We start from the raw sequence: 26,468 nt of genomic DNA on the forward strand, positions 1-26,468 counted from the left end.
TACGTCGTTCGCATGTTCGCCGCCGACTGGCGCCTGTGGTCACCTGCGACAGCCGTGGTCGCCCTGGTCGCCACCCTGGTCGGGTTGTGCGTCCACCAGTTCGCGTGGACCGGGGACCCTTCGTTCGCCGCCGCAGCCTCGGACGCCGGCGTCGGTCTCCAGGAGTTCCGGATCCTCTCGATCACGATCTACGCCGTGGTGGCACTCGTCGCGTGCGTCGCCCTGACGGTCGTCGGCCGCGCGAGCGTCACGGCCACGAGTCGCACGCACGCGCTCTGGCTCCTTCTGGGTGCCTCGCCGATGCAGGTGTTCGGTGCGACCCTGCTCGTGATCGGCATCGTGAGTCTCACCGGTGCCCTCCTCGGGGCGCTGCTCTCGACGCTGCTGGCGTTCTGGGCTGTTCCCGCCTTCAACGGCGCGGTCTCGTCCGTCGTCGATCTTCCGGCCTTCACGTTGTCACCCTGGGCCCCAGTGGCCACCGTGGGGCTCGGAGCGCTCACCACGCTCGCCGGCGGAGTACTGCCCGCGCGCCGCGCCGCCCGGACACCGCCGAGTGCTGCGCTCCGAGCGTCCGAGGACGGCCGTCTCCACACCGGTGCGACCGCAGCGCGCCTCGTCAGCGGCCTCGTATTCCTCTTCCTCTCCTGCGGCCTCGTCGCCGCGTCCGGCTCCGCCCGAGAGCTCGGAGCGACCGGACCCGCTCCGATGTTCAACCTGGCCGTCGATGCAGGAGGAAGCCTCCTCCTGGCCGTGTACCTCCTCTGTCCGGAGGCGGTCGGGCTCGTCCTCCGTGCACTGCACGCTCTCCTGGCTCGATCGGGTCTCGTCGTCCCCGCGCTCGGCGTCCGGGCAGCCTCGGCCCGGGTGCGGGTCAGCGCCGCCACGATCGCGCCGCTCGCGGCGGGTCTCGGAGGAATAGGAGTCCTCCTGTGCGCGGTGGAGTCGGTCGTAGCCATGACGACGGCGGTCCAGCCCGGGACCCGCGCCGACCTCACCGATGTTCTGACGATCGTCGCGATCGTGGCGGTATCGATGCTCGCCACCAGCGCCGCGGTCGTCGCGCTCTCCGCGCAGGACCGCGACCGCGAGATCGCCCTTCTCCAGGCGGCGGGGATGCGGCGCCACCAGATCGTCGGGCTCCTCCTCTCCGAGAGCTTCGCACTGGCCCTCGCTGCGTCGACGGCAGCGGCCGCACCGGTCGCGGCGACCGGTGCGGTCTGCTGGCTGGTCAGTCGCGCGGCCCTCGGCGAGGGTCTGGTAGTCTGGCCCGTCCAGAGCGCCGTTCTCGGGCTCGTCGGCTCCTGGGCGGCGCTCTCGCTGATCCTCGTTGTTCCCGTGCGGGCACGGCTGCGACAGACGCCTGGAGCGCGGTTGCGTGAGCAAGGCGCCTGAGGGGATCACCGGGGACGGCGCGCTGCCGCCTCGGGTTCCTGCGCTCTCCGGATCTCTGAGGGGTCTCGCTGCGATGCAGCCGTCGAGTGCGCCGGAAGAGCAGGCGCGCTCCCGGTCCGTGCTCCTCCGCGACCCGGACGGACGCCCCTTCCGGCACACCCTCAATGTCGCGCCACGGGAGTCGATAGTCCTCGCACCGGATGGCACCGCCTTCGCGATCGTGGGTGATCGGGGAGGCGATGAGCAGCATCGGATCAGCATCGCCGTCGCTGCCGGTGGCGGAGTGATCGAGGTCGCCCATGACGAGCGTCCCGTCTCGCCGCGCATCCGATCGTTCTCGGACGGATTCCTCTGGATCCGCCGAGACGCGGCAGGTCGGCCGTGGCAGGCGGTCTGGTGGCACAGCAGCCGGACGACGCACGTCCTCCTCGAGGAGCCCGACCGGACGAGGCGGCTCCATCTGCGCAGCGTCGCCCACACGACCGCCGTCCTCGGCTCCCGAGGCCCGCTGGGCTCCAGGTACTGGGTGCTGACCGCTGAATCGGACGGCCCGCCGTCGTGCGACCGCCTCGACCTCGACACGGAGGACGCGGACGTCTCCACCTTCACGGGCGGGCTCGCCCTTCTGGATCGACGTCACGGCCTCCTCCAACTGACCGGTTCGACTCCTCCGCTGAACGTTCCCGTTCCTCCTGCTCTCCATGCCGGCCATCTGCAGGAGGCAGGGGAGGATCTCTTCGTCCTCGGCCGGTCGGCCGGCCGGATGGCGGTCTGGTCGCCCGCCGGTGGAGCTGACGCCCTCTGGACGGCGCCACCGGCAGGTGTTCTGCTCCCCGCCGTCGATCCGATCACCCGCCTCCCGGTCCTGCTCGTCTCCTCCCCCGTCCATCGGCCCCAGCGCGTCGACCCGGTGCCGGGCGAGGCGTTGTCCGCCGAACCGGCGAGGCGGACGGAAGTCCGGTCGCTCACCGCGACGAGCCGGGACGGCACACGGATCCCGCTGACCCTGGTTCTGCCGGAGAGCGCGGACGCCTGTCCTGTCGTCGTCCATGTGTACGGCGCTTACGGCATCAGTCTCGAGGGACCGTTCGATCCCTTCACGGACGACTTGCTCGCGCGTGGAGCCGCGATCGTCTATTGCCATGTACGTGGGGGCGGCGAGAACGGCCGGGAGTGGCATCGGCAGGCGACCGGTCTCGGACGCGACCTTCCGATCGAGGACCTCCTCGCCTGTCTGGCGCTGCTTCAGGATCTGCCCGGCATCGACCCTCTCCGGCTCCTTCTCACGGCGGCGAGCGCCGGAGCACTGGTCGCTGCGACGGTCTGCCTCCGACGGCCCGCAGCACTCCGAGGGCTGCACCTCGTCCACCCGTTCCTCGATCCCGTCACTGCACTCGATGATCGATCTGCAGCCCTCGCATCGACCGACCGGGCGGAATTCGGCGAACCCGCCGAGATCCTCTCCGCGGGACTGTCGCCTCTCGCGACGATCGCATCGATGGCTGCCCGGAGCCGACCGCTCCCGCCGGCGTGGATCCGAGCCGGCCGACGCGACGCCCGGGTCGACGCGTCGGCGATCACGGAGTTCGCGCGCCGCTACCGAGCGATATCACGGTGCCCGGACCCCGCTCACGTGGTGCTGCGCACGACCTCGGGAGGCCACCTCAGCGGGACTGCGCCCGACGAGGCAGAGGAGGAGAACATCCTCGCTCACGCCTGGACTCTCGACCTTCTCGGCCTGGCATGACCCCTGGAACGATGCGCCGACAGCGATTCCCGCTCGTCCGCCTTCCTCGGATGCTGCGGGAACGACGCCTTCGTCACCCGCACCGCCACAGGGAGAAGCCCGTCACCGCGGAGGCGCGCTCTCCCGGCTCCGTCGGCGCCGGCCCCCACTCCTGCAGCTGCGTGCATTCGTCCGCCACCACGGCCTTCCGCACCGACTCGGTTGGCGGTGCCGAGTTCTTCAGCACCACCAGGTGCGTGCGCCCCGCCGCGATCATCCGGGTGATGTCCTGCTCGGTGAAGACGCGCGCCTGGCCCGAGTAGCCGCCGTCGGTGAGCACGCTCGCTCCGGTCGTCGTGATGATCGGCGCCGCGATGGCCCAGGAGTCGGTGAGGAACAGCGGCGCACCGTCCACCCCGCCCCCGGCGGCTCGGGCCGCGGCGACCAGGGAGGCCTCGTCGGCGGTCATCGAGTCGTGGCCGCCGACGGCGTCCGGAGGTGAGACGGCGAACGGGGCCGAGGTCTCGGCCCGCTGCGGGAAGCGCAGGCCGACGAGCGCGTCTCCGCCGGAACCGTCGAGGGAGGCGTCGAGCACCTGGAGACTGAACGCGATCGGCCCGGCCAGGATCATTACAGCCGCGACGAGGGCGACGGGACGTCGACCGGAGGGCATCCCGCGACGCCCGACGCCGCGCTCGGACGCACCACGCCGTCTCCGCCCGGCCGCCACCACGACCACCACCAGCCCTGCTCCGGCGAGCGCCGCGAACGGCAGGCCCAGCACCGCCGGCAGCTGCCCGCCCACGGCGAGCGCCGCGCTCCACGCCGTCTGCCCGACCAGGAGGAGCGGCAGCACCAGCCGCGCGCCGACCCGGGGCGACGCGAGCAGCCGCACCCCCTCCGCCCAGCCCAGCGCGGCGAGGAGCGCCAGCTGCACGCCGATCGCCGCGACGTACGCCGTGTGCGGCACCGTCGCCGCCGAGAGCACGCCCGCCGCCGTCACCAGCCACACCGCGAGGCAGACCAGGAGGGCGAAGGCACCGCGGGCACCTCCCCGTCTCCCCCGCCGCGGCCACCAGCGCACCGCTCCGAGGATCAGCCCCGCGAGTGCCGCAGGATAGAGCCAGCCGACCTGGGTCGCGTACTGCGCGAGCAGCAGCTTCACCGGCGAAGATCCGGCCGCTCCGCCCATCGCCGCCACGTGGGCGGAAGCGACGACGGCGCCGGGCACCGCTCCCGAGATCAGCCGGTCGACCCCGTTGAACCCGAACACCATCGCGAAGACGTCGTTCCCCGTCGACCCGTCGATGTAGGGCCGGTCTCCTGCCGGCACCGCCTGGATCGCGACCATCCACGCCACCGAGGCGCCCACCGCGACGGCAAGGAGCCCGCCCGCCCAGGCGAGCGCTCGGCGCCACCCGCGCACCCCTCCGAGAGTCGCCACCACGAGGGCGGGCAGGACGAACCAGGCCTGCATCATCTTCGCCTGGAAGCCGATCCCGATGAACACCCCGGCCAGCACGAGCGGCCACCACCGCTCCGTCAGCACCGCGCGCTGCCACCACACCAGCGCGACGGCGAGCGCTGCCGTCAGCAGCCCGTCCTCCATCGGGTGCCCGAACATCGACACGAAGATCGGGGTGCTCGCCGCCGCGGCCGCCGCGACCAGCCCGAGCCCGCGCCCTACCCAGCGCAGTCCGAGGACCGAGCAGGCCGTGACCGTGACGAGCCCCTCGAGCAGCTGCGGCAGCGCGATCGACGACGTCGACATCCCGAACAGGCGGATGCTCAGCGCCTGCGGCACCGCGAATCCCGCGAGCTTGTCCAGCGTCACCGACGCGGCGGGATCGAAGGCTCCGAACGCCAGCGCGTGCCACGACTCCGACATCGACCGCGCTGCCGCCTCGTAGAAGACGGCGTCTCCGCCGCGGGCGAGGTTCCAGCCTGTGAGGACCGTCGATCCGCACAGGATCGCCAGGAGGGTGAGCCGCGCCCACCAGGGTTCCCGCCACCAGCGGGCGAGCGGAGCGGAGTCGGTCACGTCCACCGACGCTAGGGAGCCGGCCTTCCACCGCCCTTGCGGGCGGTCGGGGAGACGCCGTGCATGCCGCTCGGGCTTCTCAGTCCGGACGCCGCGGCCACGGCCGACGACCAGGAAGGGTGCTTCGGAGGTCCACTCCCGGAGGCCCGGAAACGACGGAAGCCCCGACGACGACCAGCGGTCTCATCAGGGCTTTCCGTCGGGCTGACAGGATGTGAACCTGCGACCCCTTGACCCTCAGGCAGACGGTTCAGCCTGATTCCTCGATTCTCCGGGTCGCTCTGCCCGCAGAGGACTCGTTTTCACGTCATGCGTTGCGTGGTTCGCCTGCGTCAGGTCTCGGCCAGGTCCCGGCGCTTGGTCGACGTCGCCACCGCTCGCGGCGTTTCAGGTGGAGTTCTGGTCGATCAGGTGTGGTTTCCGCGCCGATTTCCCTTGCGCACCGGCCGGTGGACGATGGAGACCGTCAGCCCCGAGGACGCTTACCGCCGCCCCTCACCTGCTAGGGAACAGGACGAAAAACAGGACTCCATCCGCGAAAAGACGATCCCCCCTCGACTTCTTCTGGGAACTCCGATCAGGACCGATGCTCTCCCTTCGGCTGAGTCGGCGCGCCACGCCTGATATGCCTGCTCGAGGATGTCCTCGTAGCCTTCTGGGGTGAGGCGGTCGTGGTGGAGGTGGGTGATGACGCTCACCTCACGAACGCCGCTGTCGATCATCACCGCGACGATCCCTCGTGTATCAGTGCATCTCCTGCGAGATCGAAGCCGAGGCCCTCTCGAAAAGGCATAACCCCTACTTCTCCGAACACGCCGTATCGCGTGGGTGAAAAGGGTAGCTTCGTACCCGTGAAGAACCAAGGTGGTCGTCCCCGCGCGACTGACATCACGGCAGCCCTACGAGAATCTGCGGAGCGCATAGTTACCGAAAAGGGTTACACGGCCCTCACCGTGGAGGCTATCGCGAGCCGAGCGGGAACCACGCGGCCGGCCTTCTACCGAAGATACTCCTCCCTGCCGCACCTGGTCGTAGAGATAATGGCCGAAAAGTACGGCACCGGGGCCCGTGTAGATACTGGGGCACTTGAAAGCGACCTGCACCTCCTGCAACGGGCCGATTACGAGATGTTCTCTTCGCCATTCATGAAGCACGCCCTTCTGGGGATTCTGGAAGCCGCGCGGGCTTATCCCGATGTTCGAAAGCATCTGAGTGAAGAATTTGTGAAGCCTCGCCGCGAGAATGTCACGCGCGTACTGAACGCCGCAGTCGACCGCGGGGAGATCGCAGCCGTGGGGTGGAAGCCCGAAACAGTTGCAGACCTTCTCGTCGGTCCGCTCATGAGCCGGTCACTCGTTCCGAGTTCTTCCGAGCTCACTGAAGAACTGGTGGAAGAAACCGTGCAAGCAGCGTGCCGCTACCTCGGCATCAAGTACGGCGATCCTCGAACGAGCCGCCGAAACACTCGGTAGACCCAGCCGCGGAACCCCCGGTCGTCACGGATCGGAGATGAGAAGGTCGCGAATTCGTTGACGAGACTCATCGCGGAACCCGTAGACCACGCGAATGTCCCCTTGCGGCCTGAACCTCGCACCAGTGCGCCGCAACCGCGCTGCCGCATCGTGTCGGAGATGCCCGCGCCGCGTCCTCCGCATCGATTCCGCCTCTGACACAGGAGGATCAAGGAGCGCGAACGACCGCACGCGGGAGTGCAGCCGCTGCGCAACGGCTTTTGCCGCCGTGAGCGAGACTCAGGCGAGCACATCGAAGGCGAGTACCCGAGCTCTGGCCTCGCCACGTCCTGCATCGCCTCGACGTGAACGCGGATCTTCCCGCGCGACATGACACGCGCCCGCGAACCAGCCCCCGCCATGCAGCGGTGCACCGATCAGCCCTTCGATCGGCCACTCCTCTGACCGCGCGCCCTTCCGACGCTTCTGAGCGAACCTCTTGCGACCCGACGGGTCAGGACCTAACCTGGGGTTCCGTGACGCAGTGTCACGGAACCTAGGCGAAGGAGAACTCATGTCTGCAGTTGTGGACACCATCGACCTCGACGCCGAACTCCAGGTCCTCTGCGACCCGGAGAGTAGCCGACTCACCGAACTGGCGTCCTTTTCGCGATATTGAGTGGCCTCTGTGCAGTCCTGCACCATTGCGGGATACGCGGGCCCCTGGAAGCACTCGTACGAGCCGTCGCCGGACTTCTCGGCGGCCGCACGAGGCCCCACACGGAAAGCAAAGGAGGTTGATCATGAACGGAATCAAGGAATTCCGCCGGGTCATGGCGTTCGCCGGTCACGTTGCTCGGCGCCACGGGGTTGCTGTCTCACCGGAGCACGTAGCCTTCGCGCTCGCAGCAACAGAACCAGCAAGAACTCCGGCCAGTAGGGCAGTCATCGAGTACGGAGCGCGGCGAGGATGGCAGGTGCAGCCTGAGCCGCCCTCCGTGCGGCAGCGTCTTCTGCCCGCCCGCCGCCCGGACGTCGAACCACGGCTCCAGCGCGAGATCGAGCGCGCAGCAGCCGGCGGTTCGCCCGACGTGCGGACTGTGCTCCGGAGCTTCGTAGACAGTGGCGAACTCGCCTCCGTTGGCGAGATGGTCGAATCAGCCGGCCAAACACTCCATGAATGGCTGGGTCATGGTGATGGTTGAGACGAACAACAGTGCCCCCATGATGGAGGTTCGCGGGCTGGGCAAGGACGTCGATCGTCTGCAGATCTTGAACAGCATGACCTTCGAGATCGGCGAAGGAGAAGTCGTCGGCCTCATCGGGCCGAACGGGGCTGGAAAGACGACGCTCATGCGCACTCTCGCCGGCCTCTACTCGACGACGAGAGGCACCGCGTCCGTCCTTGGGCACCCCATCGGTTCCCCTGGGGCGCGCCGAGCCCTCAGCCTCATGCCCGAAGACCCGGATCTCTACCCCGGCCTCAGCGTCGTCGAACACGTCCGACTCATCGAACGCCTCAACGGTACGCGCAGTAGCGCCGAGGTCGCGCTGGATCTGCTCGAGCGCTACGGACTGCGAGACAAGCACGATGCGCTGCCGCACGAGCTTTCCCAGGGCATGCGTCGCAAGCTTGCCCTCGTGCTCGCCCTCCGCAAGGGATCTCGTGTACTTCTCCTCGATGAGCCGTTCAACGGACTGGACCCGGTCTCGGCGAGGGAGCTGAGGGAGGAGATCCGGCACTTGTCCGAAGACGGCCATGGCATCCTGATCTCCATGCACGGGCTGGGGGACCTCGCGCGGATCGCAGATCGAGTTCTGATTCTCTACGGCGGAAAAATCGCCCATGTCGCCGACCTCAGCGATGACTCCGCCTCACGGGACTCCCTCGAAGACTCATACCTCACCATCGTCGGAGCTATCCGCAATGAATCCGCATAGCCCGAGAGTCGAAGTCCAGTCGTCAGCCGCGGCGCTCGCGCTCGCGCAAGTGCTCATGCGCCTACGAGAGCTCCGAATTCTTCTCTTCAACCCCCTGGCACTCGTCTTTGTGGTCGTCGCAACCGGCGGATACATCTGGGTCCTTGTGACGCAGGGCGATCACCTCGCCAGCGACCCATCCACTGCCCAGCCCTACGTCGCAGGATTCGTCTTCGGGTTGTGCTTGATCATTGTTTCCTTGACAGCTCGACGAGGGTCGCCCCTCCGGCTTCAGCCTGGGGACGTCTCCTGGGCATTGCAGAGCCGGCACGGGCCTCGGGTCGTGCTTCTCGTACATGGCGTCGGCGCCTCACTGAGCGCCTTCATCGGCGCGACGGTATCAGCAGCAGTCGCCTTGGCGCTCCGAGGCGAACCGCCAGCACTCAGCCCCATCTCCGGGTTCGCCGTACTCAGTGTTCTCCTTGCGATCCGTGCCGCCTCATTGGGTTCTCACCTCCTGGGTCAGTCCCGGTTCAAGGGGGCGCGGCTGGCGGGCATCTCGACACTCGCTGCAGCGGCGTTGGTCTGGGTCGGTTCCTTCGTGGCACGCTTCGTCGGAGTCGGCGAAAACCTGTGGCTCGTCGACGTCGTGACCGAAACAGGGGCGTCACCGTTCCGGGCAGTCCTTGAGCCGGAACACAGCGGCCTCGGCGTCAGCGGCGCCATTCTCGTGCTTGCCGCCGCGGTACTGACGATCGTCATCGGACGAGCGAACGCCTTCGTAGAGCCTGCAGTTCACGAGAGCATCCTGGCAAACCAGTTGCAGAAGGTTCTCTCTGGCGGACAGGCATCCTCCCTCCAGGGACGCGGTTACAAAACCGGGCTCAGCTCCTGGACCCGCTGGCCTGATGCCCCCCTGCAAGCTCTCCTCTGCAGCCACCTCGCCCAGGCACGCCGCCGCCGGACACAGTACATCGGAACGGTCCTCGTGATGAACGTCATCGTCCTTGTGCCGATTCTGCTGCGCGACGTCGTTCCCGCAGGCACCGGCCTTCTCCTCGCGCTCCTCGTCCTCACCGTATCGGGTCCTTCTCAACCTGCCGCAACAGAACTCGATCACCAACACCTTCTTCTGGCGGACCTATCTCTCATCAAAGCTGGAATCGTCGGAGTCTGCCTCAACGCTCTGCTCGACCTCTTGGTGTGCGCACCCGCAATGGTCATCGGCATATCCATGGTCTTGGGCAGTCCTCTTTGGGGTTTGGCTTTCCTCGTTCCCCTGGCTGTCTACCTGCTCAGTTCTTCCTTCGGCGGCGTGGGAGCGCGTGCGCTCTCAGACGCGACGCTGGGGCGCGCATTCGTGTCTCTCCTTCTTGGGGCAATCCCTCTGCTGACGGCGGTTTCCGCGGTGGCGGCGTATGGTGACGACCATCTGGCGCTCCGGCTCTGGCTCACCACGACCGGAACGGTGCTGGTCAGTACCCTGCTTTACGCTGGCATGGCCATTGCGGTTTTCGTCACTGCTAGGCCTCAGGGCACTCATCACGGTCTGCACACGCATGATTCGGAACTGGTCCACCGCTAGCCGAAGACCTCCGAGCAGTCCCCCCGCAGAGGTCCGCTCGTTCGATGCCGAGGCGGTCGCCGCGACGACGTCGGCGGGGGCGTCCGCGAGAGTGAACTCCCCCGCGGCCGGGCCGAGTGCGGTGAGGTCGGGTACGCCGACCGCCGCGCCTCGGAAGCCTGCTGATCCGGTGCGCCCCGGCATCACGGTCGTCTCCGAGTCCGTGGATGAAGGCGACCGCCCGATCGGCTCCCGTGCGACCCGTTTCCCCCCCAGCTGCCGAGACCGCGCTCCTCGCCAGCACCTCGACAGGGGAAACGCTCCCGGTCGTCGACGTCGCCCTCCTGCTCAAGGCAGGGTTCACAGGTCACCGCGCGTGCACGCGCTCAAGGATCTCGCGACGCTCACGGCGCTGGCGGAGAGGTGTGGGGAGGTACATCAGAGCTGTTCCGATCTCGCGATGCTCTGCGCGCTCCTCACCGCACGCGGCTCCGAGATCGCAGGGCTTCACGTCGGCGACATCACTGCGATCACCGGTTCGTCACGATCCGCCGCCCGACCTCTCCTGGCGCAGGCGGCCTCGTGACCAAGCAGACCCGGGGGCGAGACATCCGGCACGTCCCGATCCTGCAAGCGCTCACCCCTGCGCTCGAGCGCCTCACCGCGGGCCCTGAGCCAGCGGACCGATCACTGACCGGACCCCGCGGTGGCGTGCATACCACCGCCTCCGTGCGGGACGCGACGACAGGGGATCAGCTCGTCGCCGATCTTGGCCTGACGAGCCTCACCAGGCATTGCCTCCGGAACACCGGAGCAACCTGGCGCGCCGACGCCGGCATTCCCCTCCACGTCCTCCAGGACATCCTCGGCCGCACATCGATCGAGACCACCCACGGCTGTCTCCACGCCGACACCAGGCAACTCACCGACGCTGCCGCTTGCGCCGACGCGTTCCTCGTCGGACACGAGAACCGCGAACGTCAGAGCCCCGAACCGTCCACCCGAACGAGGCCACCGCGGCCTCGGTGAAGGCCGGCGATCGCGGCCGCGGCGGGCTCCAGGTCCCGGCCAGGCATCGGCTCGTCGCACCGGCGGCGAGGGGGAGCATGTCGGCCGACATCAAGACCTGCGGTCGGACGATTCGATCAAGCACCCCGAAAAGGTCAACGGAGACGACGAAACCCAGGTGAGAAACGTACTCTCACCTGGGCGTTCCGTCGGGCTGACAGGATTTGAACCTGCGACCCCTTGACCCCCAGTCAAGTGCGCTACCAAGCTGCGCCACAGCCCGTGGCAGACCGGGCCGAGGCCCGGGCAACTCGACTACCTTAGCGGATGCCGACGCCGGAAGTGAAAACGAGCGGGCCCCGTAGACTCGCTGGGCGGAACGCGTCGGCACGGGTCGACGCGCCGCCGGCAGCTCGGGAGGCGTCAGCAGTGGATGCGCGGCAGAAGCGATCACAGGTGGCCCTGCACCGGGCGATCATCGAACTCGCGACCGGCCGCGACGTCGCCACTCTCACCGTCTCCGAGATCACCGATCTGGCGGGCGTGAACCGCTCCACCTTCTACGCCCACGCCTCGTCCGCCGCGGAGCTGCTCTGCGCCGCCCTGCAGGACGAGCTCGACGCGATCCGGGAGGGCTACCTCCAGCAGCTCCAGAGCGGTGCCGCGACCGACGCGAGCATCCGCGAGGGCACCTCCCGCGTCCTCGGCCACCTGGACGGCCACCGCGACCTCTACCTCCGCGCCTTCGACGCCCCCGGCGGGGACTCGGGCCTCCGCGCGATGCTGGCAGGGCACTTCCGCACCGCCGTCTCCGCGACGCTCGACACGGGGATCCTCGACGTCCCGGCCGCGGACGCACCGCTCGGCTTCCTCGAGGACGCGACGGCCTCGTACCTCGCGGCGGGCTCCGTCGGTCTGATGGAGCAGTGGCTCCGCCTCCCGGAGCCGCGCGACCCCGACAGCTACCTCGCGGCCTACCGTCGGCTCCTGCCGCCGTGGTGGCCGTTCGCCACCGGCGACTGACCGGAGCTCCGCCTCAGGGCTGCGCGTGCACCGGCGCGGCGGCCCGCCACGAGTCAAGTCCCGCGGTCGACGTCCCCGTGCCGTCGACGGCTCAGGATCCCGTGGTCGCTGACGACCGGGACCCGCCGAGTGAGCGGCCACTCCTGACCGGCTGACCGCGTCCGGACCGCGGGAACGCGAACGGCCCGCAGGAGGATCTCCCACGGGCCGGACAGGGTGCGGCTGCGCTCAGCGCGCGCGCTTCTCGCGGACGCGCATGTTGACGTTCACCGGGGACCCCTGGAAGCCGTAGATCTCGCGCAGGCGGCGCGCGATGTAGCGACGGTAGCCCGGGTCGAGGAACCCGGTCGTGAAGAGCACGAATGTCGGCGGGCGCGACGAGGCCTGCGTGCCGAAGAGCACGCGGGGCTGCTTCCCTCCGCGGAGGGGGTGCGGGTGCGCCGCGGTGAGCTCGGCGAGGAAGGCGTTGAACTTGCCCGTCGGGATGCGCGTGTCCCACGACTCGAGGGCGAGCTCGAGCGCCGGCACGAGCTTCTCGAGGTGGCGGCCGGTGCGGGCCGAGATGTTGACGCGGGGCGCCCAGGCCACGTGGGCGAGGTCGGTCTCGATCTCGCGCTCGAGGTAGCGGCGACGCTCGTCGTCGAGGAGGTCCCACTTGTTGAACGCGAGCACGAGCGCACGGCCCGACTCCAGCACCAGGTCGATGATGCGGACGTCCTGCTCCGAGATCGGCTGCGAGACGTCGAGGACGACGACGGCGACCTCCGCCTTCTCGAGCGCGGTCGAGGTGCGCAGCGACGCATAGAAGTCGGCGCCCTGCTGGAGGTGGACACGGCGGCGGATGCCCGCGGTGTCGACGAAGCGCCACACCTTGCCGGCGATCTCGACCTGCTCGTCGACCGGGTCGCGCGTGGTGCCGGCGAGCTCGTTGACGACGACCCGCTCCTCCCCCGCGGCCTTGTTGAGCAGGCTGGACTTGCCGACGTTCGGGCGGCCGAGGATCGCGACGCGGCGCGGTCCGCCGACCTCGCGCTTGGCGACGGCCGACTCCAGCGGGAGCTTCTCGAGCACCGCGTCGAGCAGGTCGGCGACGCCGCGGCCGTGGACGGCCGAGACGGGGCGGGGCTCGCCGAGGCCGAGCGACCAGAGCGAGGCCGCGTTCGGCTCCTGGCGGGCGTCGTCCACCTTGTTGGCGGCGAGGAAGACCGGCTTCTTCGTCTTGCGCAGCAGCTTCACGACGTGCTCGTCGGTCGCGGTCGCGCCGACGTTCGCGTCGACGACGAAGATGACGGCGTCGGCGAGGTCGATGGCGATCTCGGCCTGCATGGCGACGGAGGCGTCGATGCCGCGGGCGTCGGGCTCCCAGCCGCCGGTGTCGACGACGGTGAACGCCCGGTCGATCCACTCCGCCTTGTACGACACGCGGTCGCGGGTGACGCCCGGGGTGTCCTCGACGACCGCCTCGCGGCGGCCGAGGATGCGGTTCACCAACGCGGACTTGCCGACGTTGGGGCGGCCCACGATCGCCACGACCGGGAGGGCGGGGAGGTAGCGGACCTCGTCCGAGTCCTCCCCGGCGAACTCGAGGAGGTCGAGGTCCTCCTCGTCGAGGTCGTAGTCCTCGAGTCCGCTGCGGAGCGCCTGCGCGCGTGAGGAGGCGAGCTGCTCGTCGAGGTCGCCGAGGCGCTCGACGAGGTCGTCGTCTCCGAAGTTCAGCTCGTCGTCACCGACGTGCGTGTCCTGTGCCATGATCGGCCCTTGCTCTCGAAGTTCGGACCTCGGCGACGACCGCGTCGACGGTCTGCTCGAAGTCGAGATGAGTGGAGTCGAGAAGAGTGACTCCTTCTGCGGCGTTCATGAAGTCGACCACCTGCGAGTCGGCGCGGTCCCTCGACCGCAGCGCCTGACCCGTCGCCTCGGCGGATTCCGTGGTGACCTCGCGCGAACGCCTCGCCATTCTAGCCTCTTCGCTCGCCGTCAGCAGGATCCGGACGGGAGCGGTCGGTGCGACGACCGTCGTGATGTCCCGACCCTCGACGATGATGCCCTCCCGGCGCGTCTCGCCGATGATCCTGCGGAACAGGAGAGTGATCCTCCGGCGGACCTCGGGGACCTTCGCCACGGCCGAGACGCGCGCAGTCACCCGGGGCTCGCGGATGGCGGCGGTCACCTCGGTCGGACCGACCCACACCGAGTACGACTCGGGGTCGGTGCCGATGGAGTAGTCGAAGCCGTCGAGCGCGTCGACGATCGCGTCCTGGTCCTCGAAGTCGAGGCCGCGGTCGAGCCCGTGCCAGGCGAGAGCGCGGTAGGCGGCTCCCGTGTCGAGGAACTCGAAGTCGAGGCGGAGGGCGGCCGCCCTCGACACGCTGGACTTGCCGCTGCCGGCCGGGCCGTCGATGGCGACCACGACGGCCTCGCCGAAGTCGCCCTGCTCGGCGGCCTCGGAGCGCGCCTCGCGCTCGGGAGCCGCGCCCCCGTCCTCCGGGATGCTCTGCTGGGCCCGGCGGGCGGGCGTCATCCTGTTCAAGCCGCCCTCCTGCCTGTTCTGCTCGGTGCTCATCCGGCGATCCTCCAGCCGCGTGCGGTCAGTTCTTCGGTCAGCGGCGCGACCGCTTCGGGCACCACCGAGATCTCGGCGAGACCCACTCGGCGTCCCTGTGCGTGCTCGAGGCGCACGTCCTCGAGGTTGACGCCCGCCTCGCCGATCTCCACCAGGAGCCGCGCGAGGGTTCCGGGCGAGTCGTCGACGAGGACGATCAGGGTCGAGAAGCGCTGATCCTGGCCGTGCTTGCCGGGCAGGCGCGCCACTCCGGCGTTGCCCGCGGCCAGGTGCTCGGCGAGCACGCGGCGCGAGCCGGGCGCCTCGAGGTCGCGGAGCGCGTCGGCGACCGCGGCGACGTCGTCGCGGAAGGCGTCGAGCACCGCGACGACGTGCTCGCGGTTCGCGGCGAGGATCTGCATCCACAGCTCGGGAGCCGAGGCGGCCAGGCGCGAGACGTCGCGGACGCCCTGGCCCGCGAGGCGGAGCGCCGCGTTCGGGGCGTCGAGGAGGCGCTGGCCGAGCAGTGACGAGATCACCTGCGGGGCGTGCGACACGAGGCCGACCGAGAGGTCGTGCTCCTCCGGGTCCATCTCGACGATGGTGCCGCCGAGGTCGAGGGCGAGGCCCTCCACCCGCGCGAGCGCGTCGGGCGCGGTCTCGCCGTCGCGGCAGATCACCCAGGGCCGGCCGACGAAGAGGTCTCCCCGCGCGGCGACCGGTCCGCCGCGCTCGCGGCCGGCCATCGGGTGCGAGCCGATGTAGCGGGCGAGGTCGACGCCGCGGGAGCGCAGCTCGCGCAGCGGCTGGGTCTTGACGCTCGCCACATCGGTGACGACCGCTCCGGGGTGTGCCGCGAGCTCGCGCTCGACGACGCTCGCGGTGACGTCCGGCGGGACGCAGACGACGACGACGGAGGGCCGGTCGTCGGCGGAGGCGGCGCGGCCGGCCCCGTAGTCGATGGCGAGGGAGAGGCTCGCGGGCGATGCGTCGTCGAGGACGACGTCGATCCCGCGAGAGGCGAGGCCGAGGCCGATGGAGGCGCCGAGCAGTCCGGAGCCGACCACCCGCACCGTCCCGGTCGTCCGCATCGCGGGCGGCGCGGGGTGCAGGAGATCGTTCACTCCGACAGCCTAGCGATCGGTCCGGCGCTGCTTGTCGGCACCGGACCGGCGCGGAGGAGCCTCGCTCCGTCCGCCGCCTGTGGAGGAGCCGCCGCGATCGGAGGACCGTCCCGCCGAGCCGCCGCGATCGGAGGACCGTCCGGAGGATCCGGCACGGTCCGAGGAGCGCCCGGCCGAGCCGCGCTCCGCAGGGGCGCCGCGCTCGCCGCTGTCCGGCCGGGGCCGTCGGGCGCCCGCGCTCGCCTTCTTCGACGGGACCGCGGGAGCGGCCGCGACCGCCTCGCCGCCCTGGCGTGCGATCGTGAGCAGCGCGCCCAGCTCGTCGCGGGTCAGGTCGCGCAGATCGCCCGAGCGCAGGGTGCCCAGGTGCAGCGGCCCGAACTGGCGCCGGACGAGCTCGATCACCGGGTGCCCGACCGCCGCCATCATCCGGCGGACGACCCGGTTGCGCCCGGAGTGCAGGGTGATCTCGACGAGCGAGGCGTTTGAGCGGCCCTCCGGCCGGCCGAGGAGCCGCGCCTTGTCGGCGGCCACCGGTCCGTCGTCGAGCTCGATCCCGGAGGTCAGCGTCGCGATCGTCTGCGGGAGGACCTGCCCGTGCACCTTCGCGATGTAGGTCTTCGTCACTCCGAACGACGGGTGCGCGAGGACGTGCGCGAGCTCGCCGTCGTTGGTCAGCACCAGCAGCCCCGAGGTCTCGGCGTCGAGGCGCCCGACGTTGAACAGCCGCTCCTCGAAGTTCTTCGTGTAGAGGCTGAGGTCGGTGCGGCCGTTCTCGTCCGCCAGCGAGCTGACGACGCCGATCGGCTTGTTGAGCATCACGTAGCGGCGCGAGGTGTCCAGCTGCACCGCGACCCCGTCGACCTCGATCCGGTCGGTCGCCGGATCGATGCGGCGGCCGAGCTCGTCCGCCACCTCGCCGTTGACGCGGATCCGCCGTGCCACGATCATCTCCTCGACCACTCGTCGGGAGGCGACTCCCGCTGCCGCGAGGACCTTCTGCAGTCGTTCGCCGTCGGGGCCGCTGTCAGGCGCGCTCATCGAATCCGTCTCTTCCGTCGCTCAGTAGGGGGGAGATCTTCGGCAGCTCGTCGAGCGAGGTGAGGCCGAGGTGCACGAGCAGCTGCTCGGTGGTGCCGTAGAGGACCGCGCCCGTCTCGGGGTCGTGGCCGACCTCCGCGATGAGGCCGCGGCCGAGGAGAGTGCGCGCGACGGAGTCGACGTTGACCGCGCGGATCTGCGCGACTTGACCGCGCGAGACCGGCTGCTTGTAGGCGATCACGGCGAGCGTCTCGAGCGCCGCCTGCGAGAGCCGCGTCGGGTTCTGCGTCAGGACGAAGTCCTTGACCACCGGGTCGTATTCGCGGCGCACGTAGATCCGCCAGCCGGCACCGACCTCGCGCAGCTCGAAGCCCCGGCGGATCGCCCCGTCGGCGCCGTCGTAGTCGGCGACCAGGCGCTCGATCGACTGGCGGACCACGGTGATCGGCCTCGACAGCGCGGTCGCGAGGGAGGCGAGCGGCTGCGGCTCGTCCGCGACCATCAGGATCGCCTCGATCGCCCGGTCGATCTCGAACGCGACGGTCCCGGGACCGGCGTCAGGAGTCATAGTCGGCTCCGAGCGCGGCGAGGCTCGCATCGCTCCACTGCTCGGCGACCCAGCGCAGCGTGAGCTCGCCGAGCGGCTCCGGCTGGTCGAACGAGATCGCGGCGTGCCGGTAGAGCTCGAGCACGGCCAGGAAGCGCGCGACGATCACGCCCTTCTCGTCGGCGTCCGCGATCAGCTCGCCGAAGCCGGCCCTCCCGCGGGCGCGCAGCATCGCCACGACGTGGGCGGCCTGCTCCCGGATGCTGATCTGCGGGGCGTGCAGATGGTCCAGGCCCACCGTCGGCAGCTCGCGCGGAGCGAGGGCGACGGTCGCGAGGGCGGCGAAGTCGGCGGGCGACAGGGTCCAGACGAGCTCCGGCTTCGCGGACCGGTACTCCTCCTCCAGAGGCACGTCGCGCACGTGACGGACGGTCTCGATCGCGATCCGCTCGGCGAACCACGACGACACCTGCTTGAAGGCCCGGTACTGCAGGAGCCGGGCGAACAGCAGGTCGCGCGCCTCCAGCAGCGCCGCGTCCTCCGCGTCCACCAGCTCGCCCTGGGGCAGGAGTCCGGCGATCTTCAGGTCGAGGAGCGTCGCGGCGACGACGAGGAACTCCGACGCGCGGTCCAGCCCCTCGAGCGAGTCGATCCCGTGGAGGTACGAGAGGAACTCGTCCGTCACGGCGCTCAGCGCGATCTCGGTGATGTCGACCTGCTGCTTCGCGATGAGGCTCAGCAGGAGGTCGAACGGACCCTCGAAGTTGGTCAGCGCGAGGTGGAACCCGGTGGGAGCGGAGCGCTCCTCGAGGAGGACCTCAGGCGACCGCGCCACGCGAGATCAGCTCCCTGGCGAGCTTGCGATACGCCTTCGCGGCGTTGTGCTCGGGCGCGAACTGGGTGATCGGGACGCCGGACACGCTGGCGTCCGGGAACTTCACCGTCCGGCCGATCACCGTCTCGAGCACGCTGTCGCCGAAGGCGTCGACCACGCGGTCGAGCACCTCTCGCGAGTGCAGGGTGCGCGAGTCGTACATCGTGGGCAGGATGCCGTCGAGCTCGATCACCGGGTTGAGCCGGTCACGGACCTTGTCGATCGTCTCGATCAGCAGGGCGACGCCGCGCAGCGCGAAGAACTCGCACTCGAGCGGGATGAGCACGCCGTGGCTCGCGGTGAGCGCGTTGACCGTGAGCAGGCCCAGCGAGGGCTGGCAGTCGATCAGGACGACGTCGTAGTCCGCGCTCACCTTGCGGAGCACACGGGCGAGGATCTGCTCGCGCGCGACCTCGTTGACGAGGTGGACCTCGGCGGCGGAGAGGTCGATGTTGGCCGGGATGACGTCCAGGCCCGGCACGCGGGTCTTCCGGATCGCCTCGGCCGGGTCCTTCACGGTGCCCAGGAGCAGGTCGTAGATCGTGATGGCGTCGTAGGTGGTGACGCCGAGGCCGGCCGAGAGGGCGCCCTGCGGGTCGAAGTCGATGGCCAGCACGCGGCGGCCGTACTCGGCGAGGGTCGCGCCCAGGTTGATGGTCGTCGTCGTCTTGCCGACGCCGCCCTTCTGATTGCAGAGGGAGATGATCCGGGCGGGGCCGTGGCCGGTGAGCTCCACCGGCAGCGGGAAGTCGCGCAGGGGGCGGCCGGTCGGGCCGAGCGTCGGGGCTTCGAGACCGGTGAGCTCGGCCTTGTCGTCCGTCTTGCGTGTCACCTGCGTCGTCCTCGCTTCCGTGGCGGCGTGCGCTCCCGCGCGGCCTCCGACGAGTGTACCGGCGCCCCGCTCCCCGGCCGCCGCGCCCCGCCGCACGGGGCCGCGGCTCTAGCGCCGAGCTCGCGGGTGCGCGGACGTGTACACGTCCCGGAGCGTGTCCGCCGTCACCAGCGTGTAGATCTGCGTCGTCGCCACCGAGGCGTGACCGAGGAGCTCCTGCACCACTCGGACGTCGGCGCCGCCCGCGAGCAGGTGGGTCGCGAAGGAGTGCCGGAAGGTGTGCGGCGAGATCTCCCGGTCCAGGCCGGCCTTCTCGGCGACGGCGCGGATGACCAGCCAGGCGCTCTGCCGCGACAGTCGGCTCCCGCGGACCCCCAGGAAGAGCGCCGGAGTCGCGCGCCCCCTCCGCGAGAGCTCCGGCCGCGCGCGCACGAGGTACTCGTCCACCGCCTCGCGGGCGAAGCGGCCGAGCGGCACCATCCGCTGCTTCGACCCCTTGCCCGTCAGCCGCACCACCTCGGCGTCGACCACGTCGTCGACGTTCAGGTCGACCGCTTCGGAGATGCGCGCGCCCGTCGCGTAGAGCAGCTCCAGCAGCGCCCTGTCCCGCAGGTCCGCGAGCTCCTCGCCGCGCGCCGCGTCGAGCAGCGCCGCCATCTGCTCCACCGTGACCGCCTTCGGCAGCGTCATCGGGATCTTCGGCGGCACCACGTCCCGGGCCGCATCGTCCGCGACGACCCCCTCCTCGAGGGCGAAGCGGTGCAGCCCTCGGACGCTCGAGAGGATCCGTGCACGCGAGCTCGCCGCGAGCGGCCGCTCCGGGCGTGCGGCCAGCCAGGAGGAGAACTCCCCCACATCGACTCGCCCGAGCTGTGCCAGGTCGGCGCTTCCGCGCTCCTCGAGCCAGCCGAGGTAGAGCTCCAGGTCGCGCCGGTACGCCGCGAGCGTGTGAGCCGAGAGCCCGCGCTCCACGCTCGCCTGCCGGAGGTACGCCTCGGCGCAGGCGCGAGGGCTCACCCCCGGGGGTGGCGGACCCGCGGGTGACGCGTCCACGGCGAGGACGCGTCGCCCAGCCCGTCCCAGTCGCGCGAGCGGAACGCGTGCGCCGCGAGCACCGCGATCGTCAGCGAGGGGTTCTGCACCCGGCGGGCGAGGACCGCCTCGACCGCCTCGTCCAGCGGAACCCACCGCAGCTCCATGTCGGCCTCCTCGGCCTCGCGGTCGAAGGCGGAGCCGGTGGACGAGAGCCCGCGGGCCAGGTAGATCCGGATGACCTCGTCGCTGCCGCCCGGCGAGGTCGCGAACTCCGAGAGCAGGTCCCAGCGCTCGGCCTGCAGGTCCGTCTCCTCGCCCAGCTCCCGCTGAGCGGCGACCAGAGGATCCTCGCCCTCCACGTCGAGCAGGCCGGCGGGGATCTCCCACTCGCGGGTGCGGACCGGGTGCCGGTACTGCTTGATCAGGGCGACGCGGTCCTCGTCGTCGAGCGCCAGCACCGCGACGGCTCCCGTGTGATCGAGGAACTCCCGGCGCAGCTCGCCGCCTCCGTAGCGGAACGTCTCGGCGCGGACGCCCCAGACCATCCCGTCGAAGACGCGCTCACTGGTCAGGACCTCCGGCTCGACGAGCTCGTCGGACAGCGGCTCACTCATCGGCGCCCGCCTCCGACGCCGGGAAGAGGCGCGACGCCTCCTGGCGCTCGAGGGCGGCGGTCACGAGGCCGCGGAAGAGCGGGTGCGCGGCGTTCGGGCGCGAGCGGAGCTCCGGGTGCGCCTGCGTGCCCACGTAGTAGGGGTGCTTCTCGCGGGGCAGCTCGACATACTCCACGAGGTGGCCGTCGGGCGAGAGGCCCGAGAACCAGAGCCCCGCCTCGGCGATCCGGTCGCGGTAGCGGTTGTTGACCTCGTAGCGGTGGCGGTGGCGCTCGGCCGCCTCCGGAGCGCCGTACACCTCGGCGACGATCGAGCCCTCGGCGAGCTCGGCCGTGTAGAGGCCGAGGCGCATCGTGCCGCCCATGTCCCCGGACGCGAGGATCTCGACCTGCTCGGCCATCGTCGCGATGACGGGGAACTCCGTCTCCGGGTCGAACTCCGACGACGAGGCCCCCTCGAGGCCGGCCTCGTTGCGGGCGTACTCGATGACCATGCACTGCAGGCCGAGGCAGAGCCCGAGCGTCGGGATCCCGTTCTCCCGCGCGAAGCGCAGCGCGCCGAGCTTGCCCTCGATGCCGCGGATCCCGAAGCCGCCGGGGACGCAGATGCCGTCGAGCTCCGAGAGCGCCTTGGCCGCCGCCTCCGGGTCCTCGAGGCCGTCGGAGGCGATCCAGCGGATCGCGACCTTCGTCTGCTGCGCGAATCCGCCGGCCCGCAGAGCCTCCGTCACCGAGAGGTAGGCGTCGGGCAGGTCGATGTACTTCCCGACCAGGCCGATGGTGACCTCGTGCTTGGGCTCGTGCACGGCCTCGAGCAGTCGCGACCAGCCGTCCCAGACCACCTCGCCGGCCGGAAGCCCCAGCTGGTCGATGATGTAGGCGTCGAGGCCCTGCTCGTTGAGCATCTGCGGGATCTCGTAGATCGATGCGACGTCCTTGGCGTTGACCACGGCCTGCTCGTCGACGTCGCACATCAGCGCGATCTTGCGCTTGTTCGACTCCGACACGGGCCGGTCGCTGCGCAGCACCAGAGCGTCCGGCTGGATGCCGATCGAGCGCAGCGCCGCGACGGAGTGCTGGGTGGGCTTGGTCTTCTGCTCGCCGGAGGCGCCCATGAAGGGCACGAGCGAGACGTGCACGAAGAAGACGTTGCGGCGGCCGAGCTCGTGGCGGACCTGCCGGGCCGACTCGATGAACGGCTGGCTCTCGATGTCGCCGACGGTGCCGCCGATCTCGGTGATGATGACGTCCGGCTGCGGGTCGTCCTCCGACTGGAGGCGCATACGGCGCTTGATCTCGTCCGTGATGTGCGGGATGACCTGGACCGTGTCGCCGAGGTACTCGCCGGCGCGCTCGCGAGCGATGACCCGCGAGTAGATCTGACCGGTCGTGACGTTCGCGGCCTGGTTGAGGTTGATGTCGAGGAAGCGCTCGTAGTGGCCGATGTCGAGGTCGGTCTCGGCCCCGTCGTCGGTCACGAAGACCTCGCCGTGCTGGAACGGGTTCATCGTCCCCGGATCCACGTTGAGGTACGGGTCGAGCTTCTGCATGACGACGCGCAGCCCGCGCGCGGTCAGCAGGTTGCCCAGGCTCGCGGCCGTGAGGCCCTTGCCGAGCGAGGAGACCACACCGCCGGTGACGAAGATGTGCTTCGTGATCTTCGAGGGGGCGTCCTGCCCGGCCGTCGAAGCGTTCCGGGTCGAGGACCCGGAGGAGCCCTCGGGATCCGAGGGAGAAGAAGAGGAAAGGCCCGCGTTCGTAAAGTCCACCACGGGGTTCCACCGTAACAGCAGAACGGCGGCGGCGGACCGCCCGGGACGGATCGATGTCGTCCCGGGCCGCTCGTGATCAGCCCCGCCGGCTCGATTCGAGGAGCTCCCGTGCGTGAGCGAGAGCGTTGGCGGAGTCGGTGAGCCCCGAGAGCAGGCGCGCCATCTCGGACACCCGCTCCTCGGAGTCGAGCTGCGTCACGGCGCTCGAGGTCACCGCGCCGTCCGAGCCCTTCTCGACGCGGAGGTGGTTCGTCGCGAACGCGGCGACCTGCGCGAGGTGGGTCACGACGATCACCTGAGACGTCTCGGCGAGCCGCGCGAGGCGCCGGCCGATCTCTATCGCCGCTGCTCCGCCGACCCCCGCGTCGACCTCGTCGAAGACGAACGTCGGCACGGGATCGTTGGCGGCGACCACGACCTCGATCGCGAGCATCACCCGCGAGAGCTCGCCGCCCGAGGCGCCGCGGGCGAGGGGCCGGGGTGCGGCCCCGGTGTGCGGCTGGAGCAGCATCTCGACGGAGTCGCGCCCGTGGGCGCTCGGCTCCCCCGCAGCCGTCACCTTCACGTGCAGGCGCGCGTCGGCCATGGCCAGCGCGGTGAGCTCGTCGCTGACCCGCTCCCCCAGCTCGGCGGCCGCCGCGGTCCGCAGCTCGGTCAGGCGGGTCGCGAGGCGGTCGACGAGGTCCGCATCGGCCGCGGTGTCGGCCTCGAGCGCCGCGATCCGCTCGTCGTCGCCGTCGAGCTCGAGAAGGCGCAGTCCGGAGGAGTCGACCAGGTCGAGCACGTCGTCCAGCGTCGGTCCGTAGGTGCGGGCCAGCAGCGACAGCTCCGCCCGCCGGTTCTCGATCAGCTCCAGGTCGTGCGCGCCGTCGAGGTCGAGCTCCGCCAGGTACGAGGAGAGCCCGCCGGCGGCGTCGACGAGGAGCACCGCCGCCTCGCCGAGCGTCTGGACCGTCGGCTGCAGCGCGGCGTCGTGCTCGGCCGCCCGCTCCAGCACGCGACGCGCCGTCTCGAGGAGCCCGAGCGCGTCCCGCCCGTCCAGCTCCTCGGACGAGATCGCCTCACGGGCCTCGCCGGCGGCGAGCCGCAGCTGCTCGATGCTCCCGAGCCGGGCGGACTGCGCCGCGAGCTCGACGTCCTCACCGCGCTGGGGAGCGACCACCTCGATCTCGGCGAGAGCGGAGCGGAGCCGTTCGGCCTCGCGGGCGCGCGTCTCCCGGGCCTCGGTGAGGGAGTCGAGCTCCTCCCGGTTGGCCCGCCACCGCTCGAAGGCGCTCGCGTAGTCGCGGAGGGCGTCGGCGAGATCGGAGCCACCGAAACGGTCGAGCGCCTCGCGCTGCGCGGCGGCGGAACGGAGGCGGATCTGGTCGGACTGCCCGTGCACGACGACGAGCTGATCCGCGAGCTCGCTCAGCACGCTGACCGGTGCGCTCCGGCCGCCGACGACGGCGCGGCCGCGTCCCTCCGCCGAGACCGAGCGGGCGAGCAGCAGCTCCGGGCCGTCGAGATCTCCGCCTGCGTCGTGGACGCGCTCGGCGACCGGGCCCTCCTCGGGGACCAGCCAGCGCCCCGACACCCAGGCCTGCTTCGCTCCCGAGCGCACCGCGGACGCGTCCGAGCGCGCACCCAGCACGAGGCCGAGCGCCGTGACCACCATCGTCTTGCCGGCGCCGGTCTCGCCGGTCACAGCGGTGAAGCCCGGTCCGAGCGGGAGCGTCGCCTCGGCGATCACTCCGAGGTCGCGGATCTGCAGCTCTTCGAGCATCGGGCCTTACTCCGTCTCCGCCGACCCCCGCCATCCGCGGATGGGGAGACCGAACTTGTGCACGAGTCGATCGGTGAAGGGTGCGTCGTGCAGGCGCGCGAAGCGCACGGGCACGGGCGAGCGCCGGTAGACGACGCGCGCTCCCGGCGGCAGCTCGTAGGCGCGCCGGCCGTCGGCCCAGAGGACGCCGACGCCGTCGGTCCTCTCCTTGACCTCGACGGCGAGGCTCGACGAAGGGCCCACGACGAGGGGCCGCGCGAAGAGCGCGTGGGCGCTGAGCGGGACGAGGAGCATCGCCTCGACGGTCGGCCACACGACGGGGCCGCCCCCGGAGAAGGCGTACGCGGTGGAGCCCGTCGGAGTGGACACGACGATGCCGTCGCAGCCGAAGCTCGACAGCGGACGTCCGTCGACACCGACCATGACCTCGAGCATGCGCTCGCGGCTGCCTTTCTCGACGGTGGCCTCGTTGAGGGCCCAGGTCTCGTAGACGACGGCCTCGTCGATCTTCACGCGCACCTGCAGGGTCATCCGCTCCTCGACCGCGTAGTCGCCGTCGAGCGCGCGCGCGACGGCGTCGTCGAGATCGTCCCGCTCGCTCTCGGCGAGGAACCCGACGTGACCGAGGTTCACGCCGAGCAGCGGGGCCGTCCCGGATCGGACGATCTCCGCCGCCCGGAGGATGGTCCCGTCCCCGCCGAGCACGAACACCAGCTCGATGGACTCGAGCGGCACGTCGGACCCGAGCACGGCGACATCGCTCAGACCAGGAGCGACCGCGACGATGTCGCCCTTGTCGTCGCCGCAGAGGACGGGGTGGGCGCCGGAGTTCCGGAGGCGCTCGACGACGAGGACCGCCGCATCGAGGGAGTCCGTCCGTCCGGTGTGGGCGACGACGAGGATGTTGCGCTCGTCTCGAGGGGACTGCATCGAGGGTGTGTCCTTCTGGTCGGTCGACAGCGGCGGACACGATCGCGTCATCCGGTGGTGAGCGCGGTGACCGCGTCCCTCCATTCTGTCGGAATCGTTCCGCGGTCGCGGTGGAGGTGCGCCAGATACTCGCGATTCCCAGCGCCACCCGGGAGTGGCGACTCGGCCAGCCCGACGACGCCGAGCCCCAGGTCCCACGCAGACCAGAGGACGTCCGAGAGCGCCTCGCGACGCAGCTCCGGATCCCGGACGATCCCCTCCCGCACTCCCAGGCGGCCGACCTCGAACTGCGGCTTCACCAGCACCACGAAGTCGGCGAGCGGATCCACGGAGGCGGCGACCGGCGGCAGCACCATCCGCAGGGAGATGAAGGAGACGTCGGACACGACCAGGTCCGGGACGATCTCCGTCTTGGCCGCCTCGGCGAGCCGGGCGGCGGTGAGGTCCCGCGCATTGAACCCCTCCACCACGTGAACGCGATCGTCGGACCGGATCCGCGGGGCGAGCTGAGCGTGCCCGACGTCGAGCGCGATCACCGACGCGGCGCCGCGCTCGAGCAGGACCTGCGAGAACCCGCCCGTCGACGCACCGACGTCGAGAGCGTTCCGGCCCGCGACTCGCACCGTCACGAAGGTGTCGAGGGCAGCGAGCAGCTTGTGGGCCGCCCGGCTGACGTAGTGGTCGAGTCCGGCGACGGCGATGTCCTGATCGTCGTGCACTCGGATCGAGGGCTTCAGCGCAGGGACGCCGTCCACTGTCACCAGTCCGTCGGCGATCATCCGAGCCGCATGGGTGCGGGAGCGGGCGATTCCCCGCGCGGCCAGAGCCGAGTCGAGACGGGAGTCGTCGGTCATCGGTCGTGATCCGCGTTCTCGAGGCGGATGCGCAACCGCTCCTGCAGCTGGAGGTACCCGGCTCCCCTCTCGCTCAGCGGTGTCTGCTCGATCCGGAGAAGCTCGTCGGACAGACCTGTCTCCTCCGTAACGCTGGAATCGCCGCTCGAGCGGCTCGGTCGGGTCTCCGGCCTCGGGTCGTCCTGACGCATCGCTGCTCCTCGTTCCGGAGTCGGGCGACGACGGTCATCGTCGCTTCGGCCGGCCCTGGTCCTTCTCGAACCCTGGTCCTCTTCGAGGAGAGACCGACCGGTTAAACAGCGATGGCCACCCATTTCTGGGTGGCCATCGTGAATGGTGTCCGGCGGTGTCCTACTCTCCCACAGGGTCCCCCCTGCAGTACCATCGGCGCTGAGAGTCTTAGCTTCCGGGTTC

The 26,468-nt window shown here is 70.5% G+C and carries 22 protein-coding genes, 1 tRNA gene, 1 rRNA gene and 2 pseudogenes; 10 read left to right on the forward strand and 16 right to left on the reverse strand.

Translation table 11 applies throughout. From position 1 onward, the window contains the following. The first annotated feature begins 12 nt into the window (after positions 1 to 12). Positions 13 to 1,392, forward strand: a complete 1,380-nt coding sequence (locus tag C5D08_RS14285; RefSeq protein ID WP_219815184.1) for an FtsX-like permease family protein — start codon at positions 13 to 15, stop codon at positions 1,390 to 1,392. Beyond that, positions 1,376 to 3,139, forward strand: coding sequence for a prolyl oligopeptidase family serine peptidase (locus tag C5D08_RS14290; RefSeq protein ID WP_104277605.1), 1,764 nt, complete (start codon positions 1,376 to 1,378; stop codon positions 3,137 to 3,139). Before C5D08_RS14285 ends, C5D08_RS14290 begins: the two co-directional genes overlap by 17 nt. Before the next feature lie 73 nt (positions 3,140 to 3,212). Here the strand turns inward: C5D08_RS14290 and C5D08_RS14295 are convergent, their stop codons facing one another. Then, positions 3,213 to 5,159: a glycosyltransferase family 39 protein gene (locus C5D08_RS14295; protein ID WP_104277623.1), complete on the reverse strand. Its 1,947-nt coding sequence runs from the start codon at positions 5,157 to 5,159 to the stop codon at positions 3,213 to 3,215. A gap of 851 nt (positions 5,160 to 6,010) precedes the next feature. Between C5D08_RS14295 and C5D08_RS17550 the strand changes: the two are divergent. From C5D08_RS17550 to C5D08_RS17405, 7 genes and pseudogenes are all read left to right on the forward strand, one after another. Further along, positions 6,011 to 6,163 (forward strand): annotated as a pseudogene (locus C5D08_RS17550) (helix-turn-helix domain-containing protein); the annotation flags it as partial. Positions 6,164 to 6,199: 36 nt separating this feature from the next. Beyond that, the gene (locus C5D08_RS16755; RefSeq protein WP_146086054.1) at positions 6,200 to 6,631 is read left to right on the forward strand and encodes a TetR-like C-terminal domain-containing protein; all 432 of its coding nucleotides are present in this window, start codon (positions 6,200 to 6,202) and stop codon (positions 6,629 to 6,631) included. Positions 6,632 to 7,413: 782 nt separating this feature from the next. Beyond that, positions 7,414 to 7,815, forward strand: coding sequence for a hypothetical protein (locus C5D08_RS16760; RefSeq protein WP_146086055.1), 402 nt, complete (start codon positions 7,414 to 7,416; stop codon positions 7,813 to 7,815). Beyond that, positions 7,808 to 8,551 (forward strand): ABC transporter ATP-binding protein, encoded by a 744-nt coding sequence (locus C5D08_RS14305; RefSeq protein WP_181126241.1) that lies wholly within the window; start codon positions 7,808 to 7,810, stop codon positions 8,549 to 8,551. The genes C5D08_RS16760 and C5D08_RS14305 overlap by 8 nt, the downstream gene beginning before the upstream one ends. After that, positions 8,538 to 10,115 carry a hypothetical protein gene (locus C5D08_RS14310; protein WP_104277608.1) on the forward strand — a complete coding sequence of 526 codons (1,578 nt, stop codon included), beginning with the start codon at positions 8,538 to 8,540 and terminating at the stop codon, positions 10,113 to 10,115. Before C5D08_RS14305 ends, C5D08_RS14310 begins: the two co-directional genes overlap by 14 nt. Positions 10,116 to 10,470: 355 nt before the next feature. After that, positions 10,471 to 10,680 carry a hypothetical protein gene (locus C5D08_RS17400; RefSeq protein ID WP_258067416.1) on the forward strand — a complete coding sequence of 70 codons (210 nt, stop codon included), beginning with the start codon at positions 10,471 to 10,473 and terminating at the stop codon, positions 10,678 to 10,680. Next, positions 10,677 to 11,123: a tyrosine-type recombinase/integrase gene (locus C5D08_RS17405; protein WP_258067417.1), complete on the forward strand. Its 447-nt coding sequence runs from the start codon at positions 10,677 to 10,679 to the stop codon at positions 11,121 to 11,123. The genes C5D08_RS17400 and C5D08_RS17405 overlap by 4 nt, the downstream gene beginning before the upstream one ends. A 188-nt stretch (positions 11,124 to 11,311) precedes the next feature. Here C5D08_RS17405 and C5D08_RS14320 read toward each other — a convergent pair. After that, positions 11,312 to 11,385 (reverse strand) — tRNA-Pro (locus C5D08_RS14320). 146 nt (positions 11,386 to 11,531) lie between these two features. Here C5D08_RS14320 and C5D08_RS14325 point away from each other — a divergent pair. Then, positions 11,532 to 12,125, forward strand: a complete 594-nt coding sequence (locus C5D08_RS14325; protein ID WP_181109991.1) for a TetR/AcrR family transcriptional regulator — start codon at positions 11,532 to 11,534, stop codon at positions 12,123 to 12,125. Positions 12,126 to 12,353: 228 nt separating this feature from the next. Here C5D08_RS14325 and der read toward each other — a convergent pair whose 3' ends face one another. From der to rrf, 14 genes and pseudogenes are all read right to left on the reverse strand, one after another. Continuing rightward, positions 12,354 to 13,874, reverse strand: a complete 1,521-nt coding sequence (gene der / locus C5D08_RS14330; RefSeq protein ID WP_104277610.1) for a ribosome biogenesis GTPase Der — start codon at positions 13,872 to 13,874, stop codon at positions 12,354 to 12,356. Next, on the reverse strand, positions 13,849 to 14,688 hold the full coding sequence (gene cmk / locus C5D08_RS14335) for a (d)CMP kinase (protein WP_258065050.1): 840 nt from the start codon (positions 14,686 to 14,688) through the stop codon (positions 13,849 to 13,851). Before cmk ends, der begins: the two co-directional genes overlap by 26 nt. After that, positions 14,685 to 15,758, reverse strand: coding sequence for a prephenate dehydrogenase (locus C5D08_RS14340; protein ID WP_104277625.1), 1,074 nt, complete (start codon positions 15,756 to 15,758; stop codon positions 14,685 to 14,687). The genes cmk and C5D08_RS14340 overlap by 4 nt, the downstream gene beginning before the upstream one ends. Before the next feature lie 303 nt (positions 15,759 to 16,061). Further along, positions 16,062 to 16,832: pseudogene (locus tag C5D08_RS14345) on the reverse strand (pseudouridine synthase); the annotation flags it as partial. Continuing rightward, positions 16,819 to 17,400 (reverse strand): SMC-Scp complex subunit ScpB, encoded by a 582-nt coding sequence (scpB, locus tag C5D08_RS14350; protein WP_104277612.1) that lies wholly within the window; start codon positions 17,398 to 17,400, stop codon positions 16,819 to 16,821. The gene scpB and the pseudogene C5D08_RS14345, both read right to left, overlap by 14 nt. Then, the gene (locus C5D08_RS14355) at positions 17,390 to 18,214 is read right to left on the reverse strand and encodes a ScpA family protein (RefSeq protein WP_104277613.1); all 825 of its coding nucleotides are present in this window, start codon (positions 18,212 to 18,214) and stop codon (positions 17,390 to 17,392) included. The genes scpB and C5D08_RS14355 overlap by 11 nt, the downstream gene beginning before the upstream one ends. Then, entirely contained in the window at positions 18,198 to 19,085 is an 888-nt protein-coding gene (locus tag C5D08_RS14360; protein WP_104277614.1) for a ParA family protein, read from the reverse strand. Before C5D08_RS14360 ends, C5D08_RS14355 begins: the two co-directional genes overlap by 17 nt. A gap of 108 nt (positions 19,086 to 19,193) precedes the next feature. After that, positions 19,194 to 20,102 carry a site-specific tyrosine recombinase XerD gene (xerD, locus tag C5D08_RS14365; protein ID WP_104277615.1) on the reverse strand — a complete coding sequence of 303 codons (909 nt, stop codon included), beginning with the start codon at positions 20,100 to 20,102 and terminating at the stop codon, positions 19,194 to 19,196. Continuing rightward, positions 20,099 to 20,734, reverse strand: a complete 636-nt coding sequence (locus tag C5D08_RS14370) for an NUDIX hydrolase (protein ID WP_104233392.1) — start codon at positions 20,732 to 20,734, stop codon at positions 20,099 to 20,101. The genes xerD and C5D08_RS14370 overlap by 4 nt, the downstream gene beginning before the upstream one ends. Then, entirely contained in the window at positions 20,727 to 22,391 is a 1,665-nt protein-coding gene (locus tag C5D08_RS14375) for a CTP synthase (RefSeq protein WP_104222604.1), read from the reverse strand. Before C5D08_RS14375 ends, C5D08_RS14370 begins: the two co-directional genes overlap by 8 nt. 190 nt (positions 22,392 to 22,581) lie before the next feature. Next, a complete protein-coding gene (gene recN / locus C5D08_RS14380; protein ID WP_104277616.1) occupies positions 22,582 to 24,270 on the reverse strand; it encodes a DNA repair protein RecN in 1,689 nt (562 codons plus the stop codon). A gap of 6 nt (positions 24,271 to 24,276) precedes the next feature. After that, entirely contained in the window at positions 24,277 to 25,200 is a 924-nt protein-coding gene (locus C5D08_RS14385; protein ID WP_104277617.1) for an NAD kinase, read from the reverse strand. Between the two features lie 47 nt (positions 25,201 to 25,247). Beyond that, the gene (locus C5D08_RS14390) at positions 25,248 to 26,054 is read right to left on the reverse strand and encodes a TlyA family RNA methyltransferase (protein WP_104277618.1); all 807 of its coding nucleotides are present in this window, start codon (positions 26,052 to 26,054) and stop codon (positions 25,248 to 25,250) included. A gap of 338 nt (positions 26,055 to 26,392) precedes the next feature. Next, positions 26,393 to 26,468 (reverse strand): 5S ribosomal RNA (gene rrf, locus C5D08_RS14400); the annotation flags it as partial.

The organism is Rathayibacter sp. AY1B6 (genome assembly GCF_002932755.1).
In the GTDB taxonomy this organism is placed as follows: domain Bacteria; phylum Actinomycetota; class Actinomycetes; order Actinomycetales; family Microbacteriaceae; genus Rathayibacter.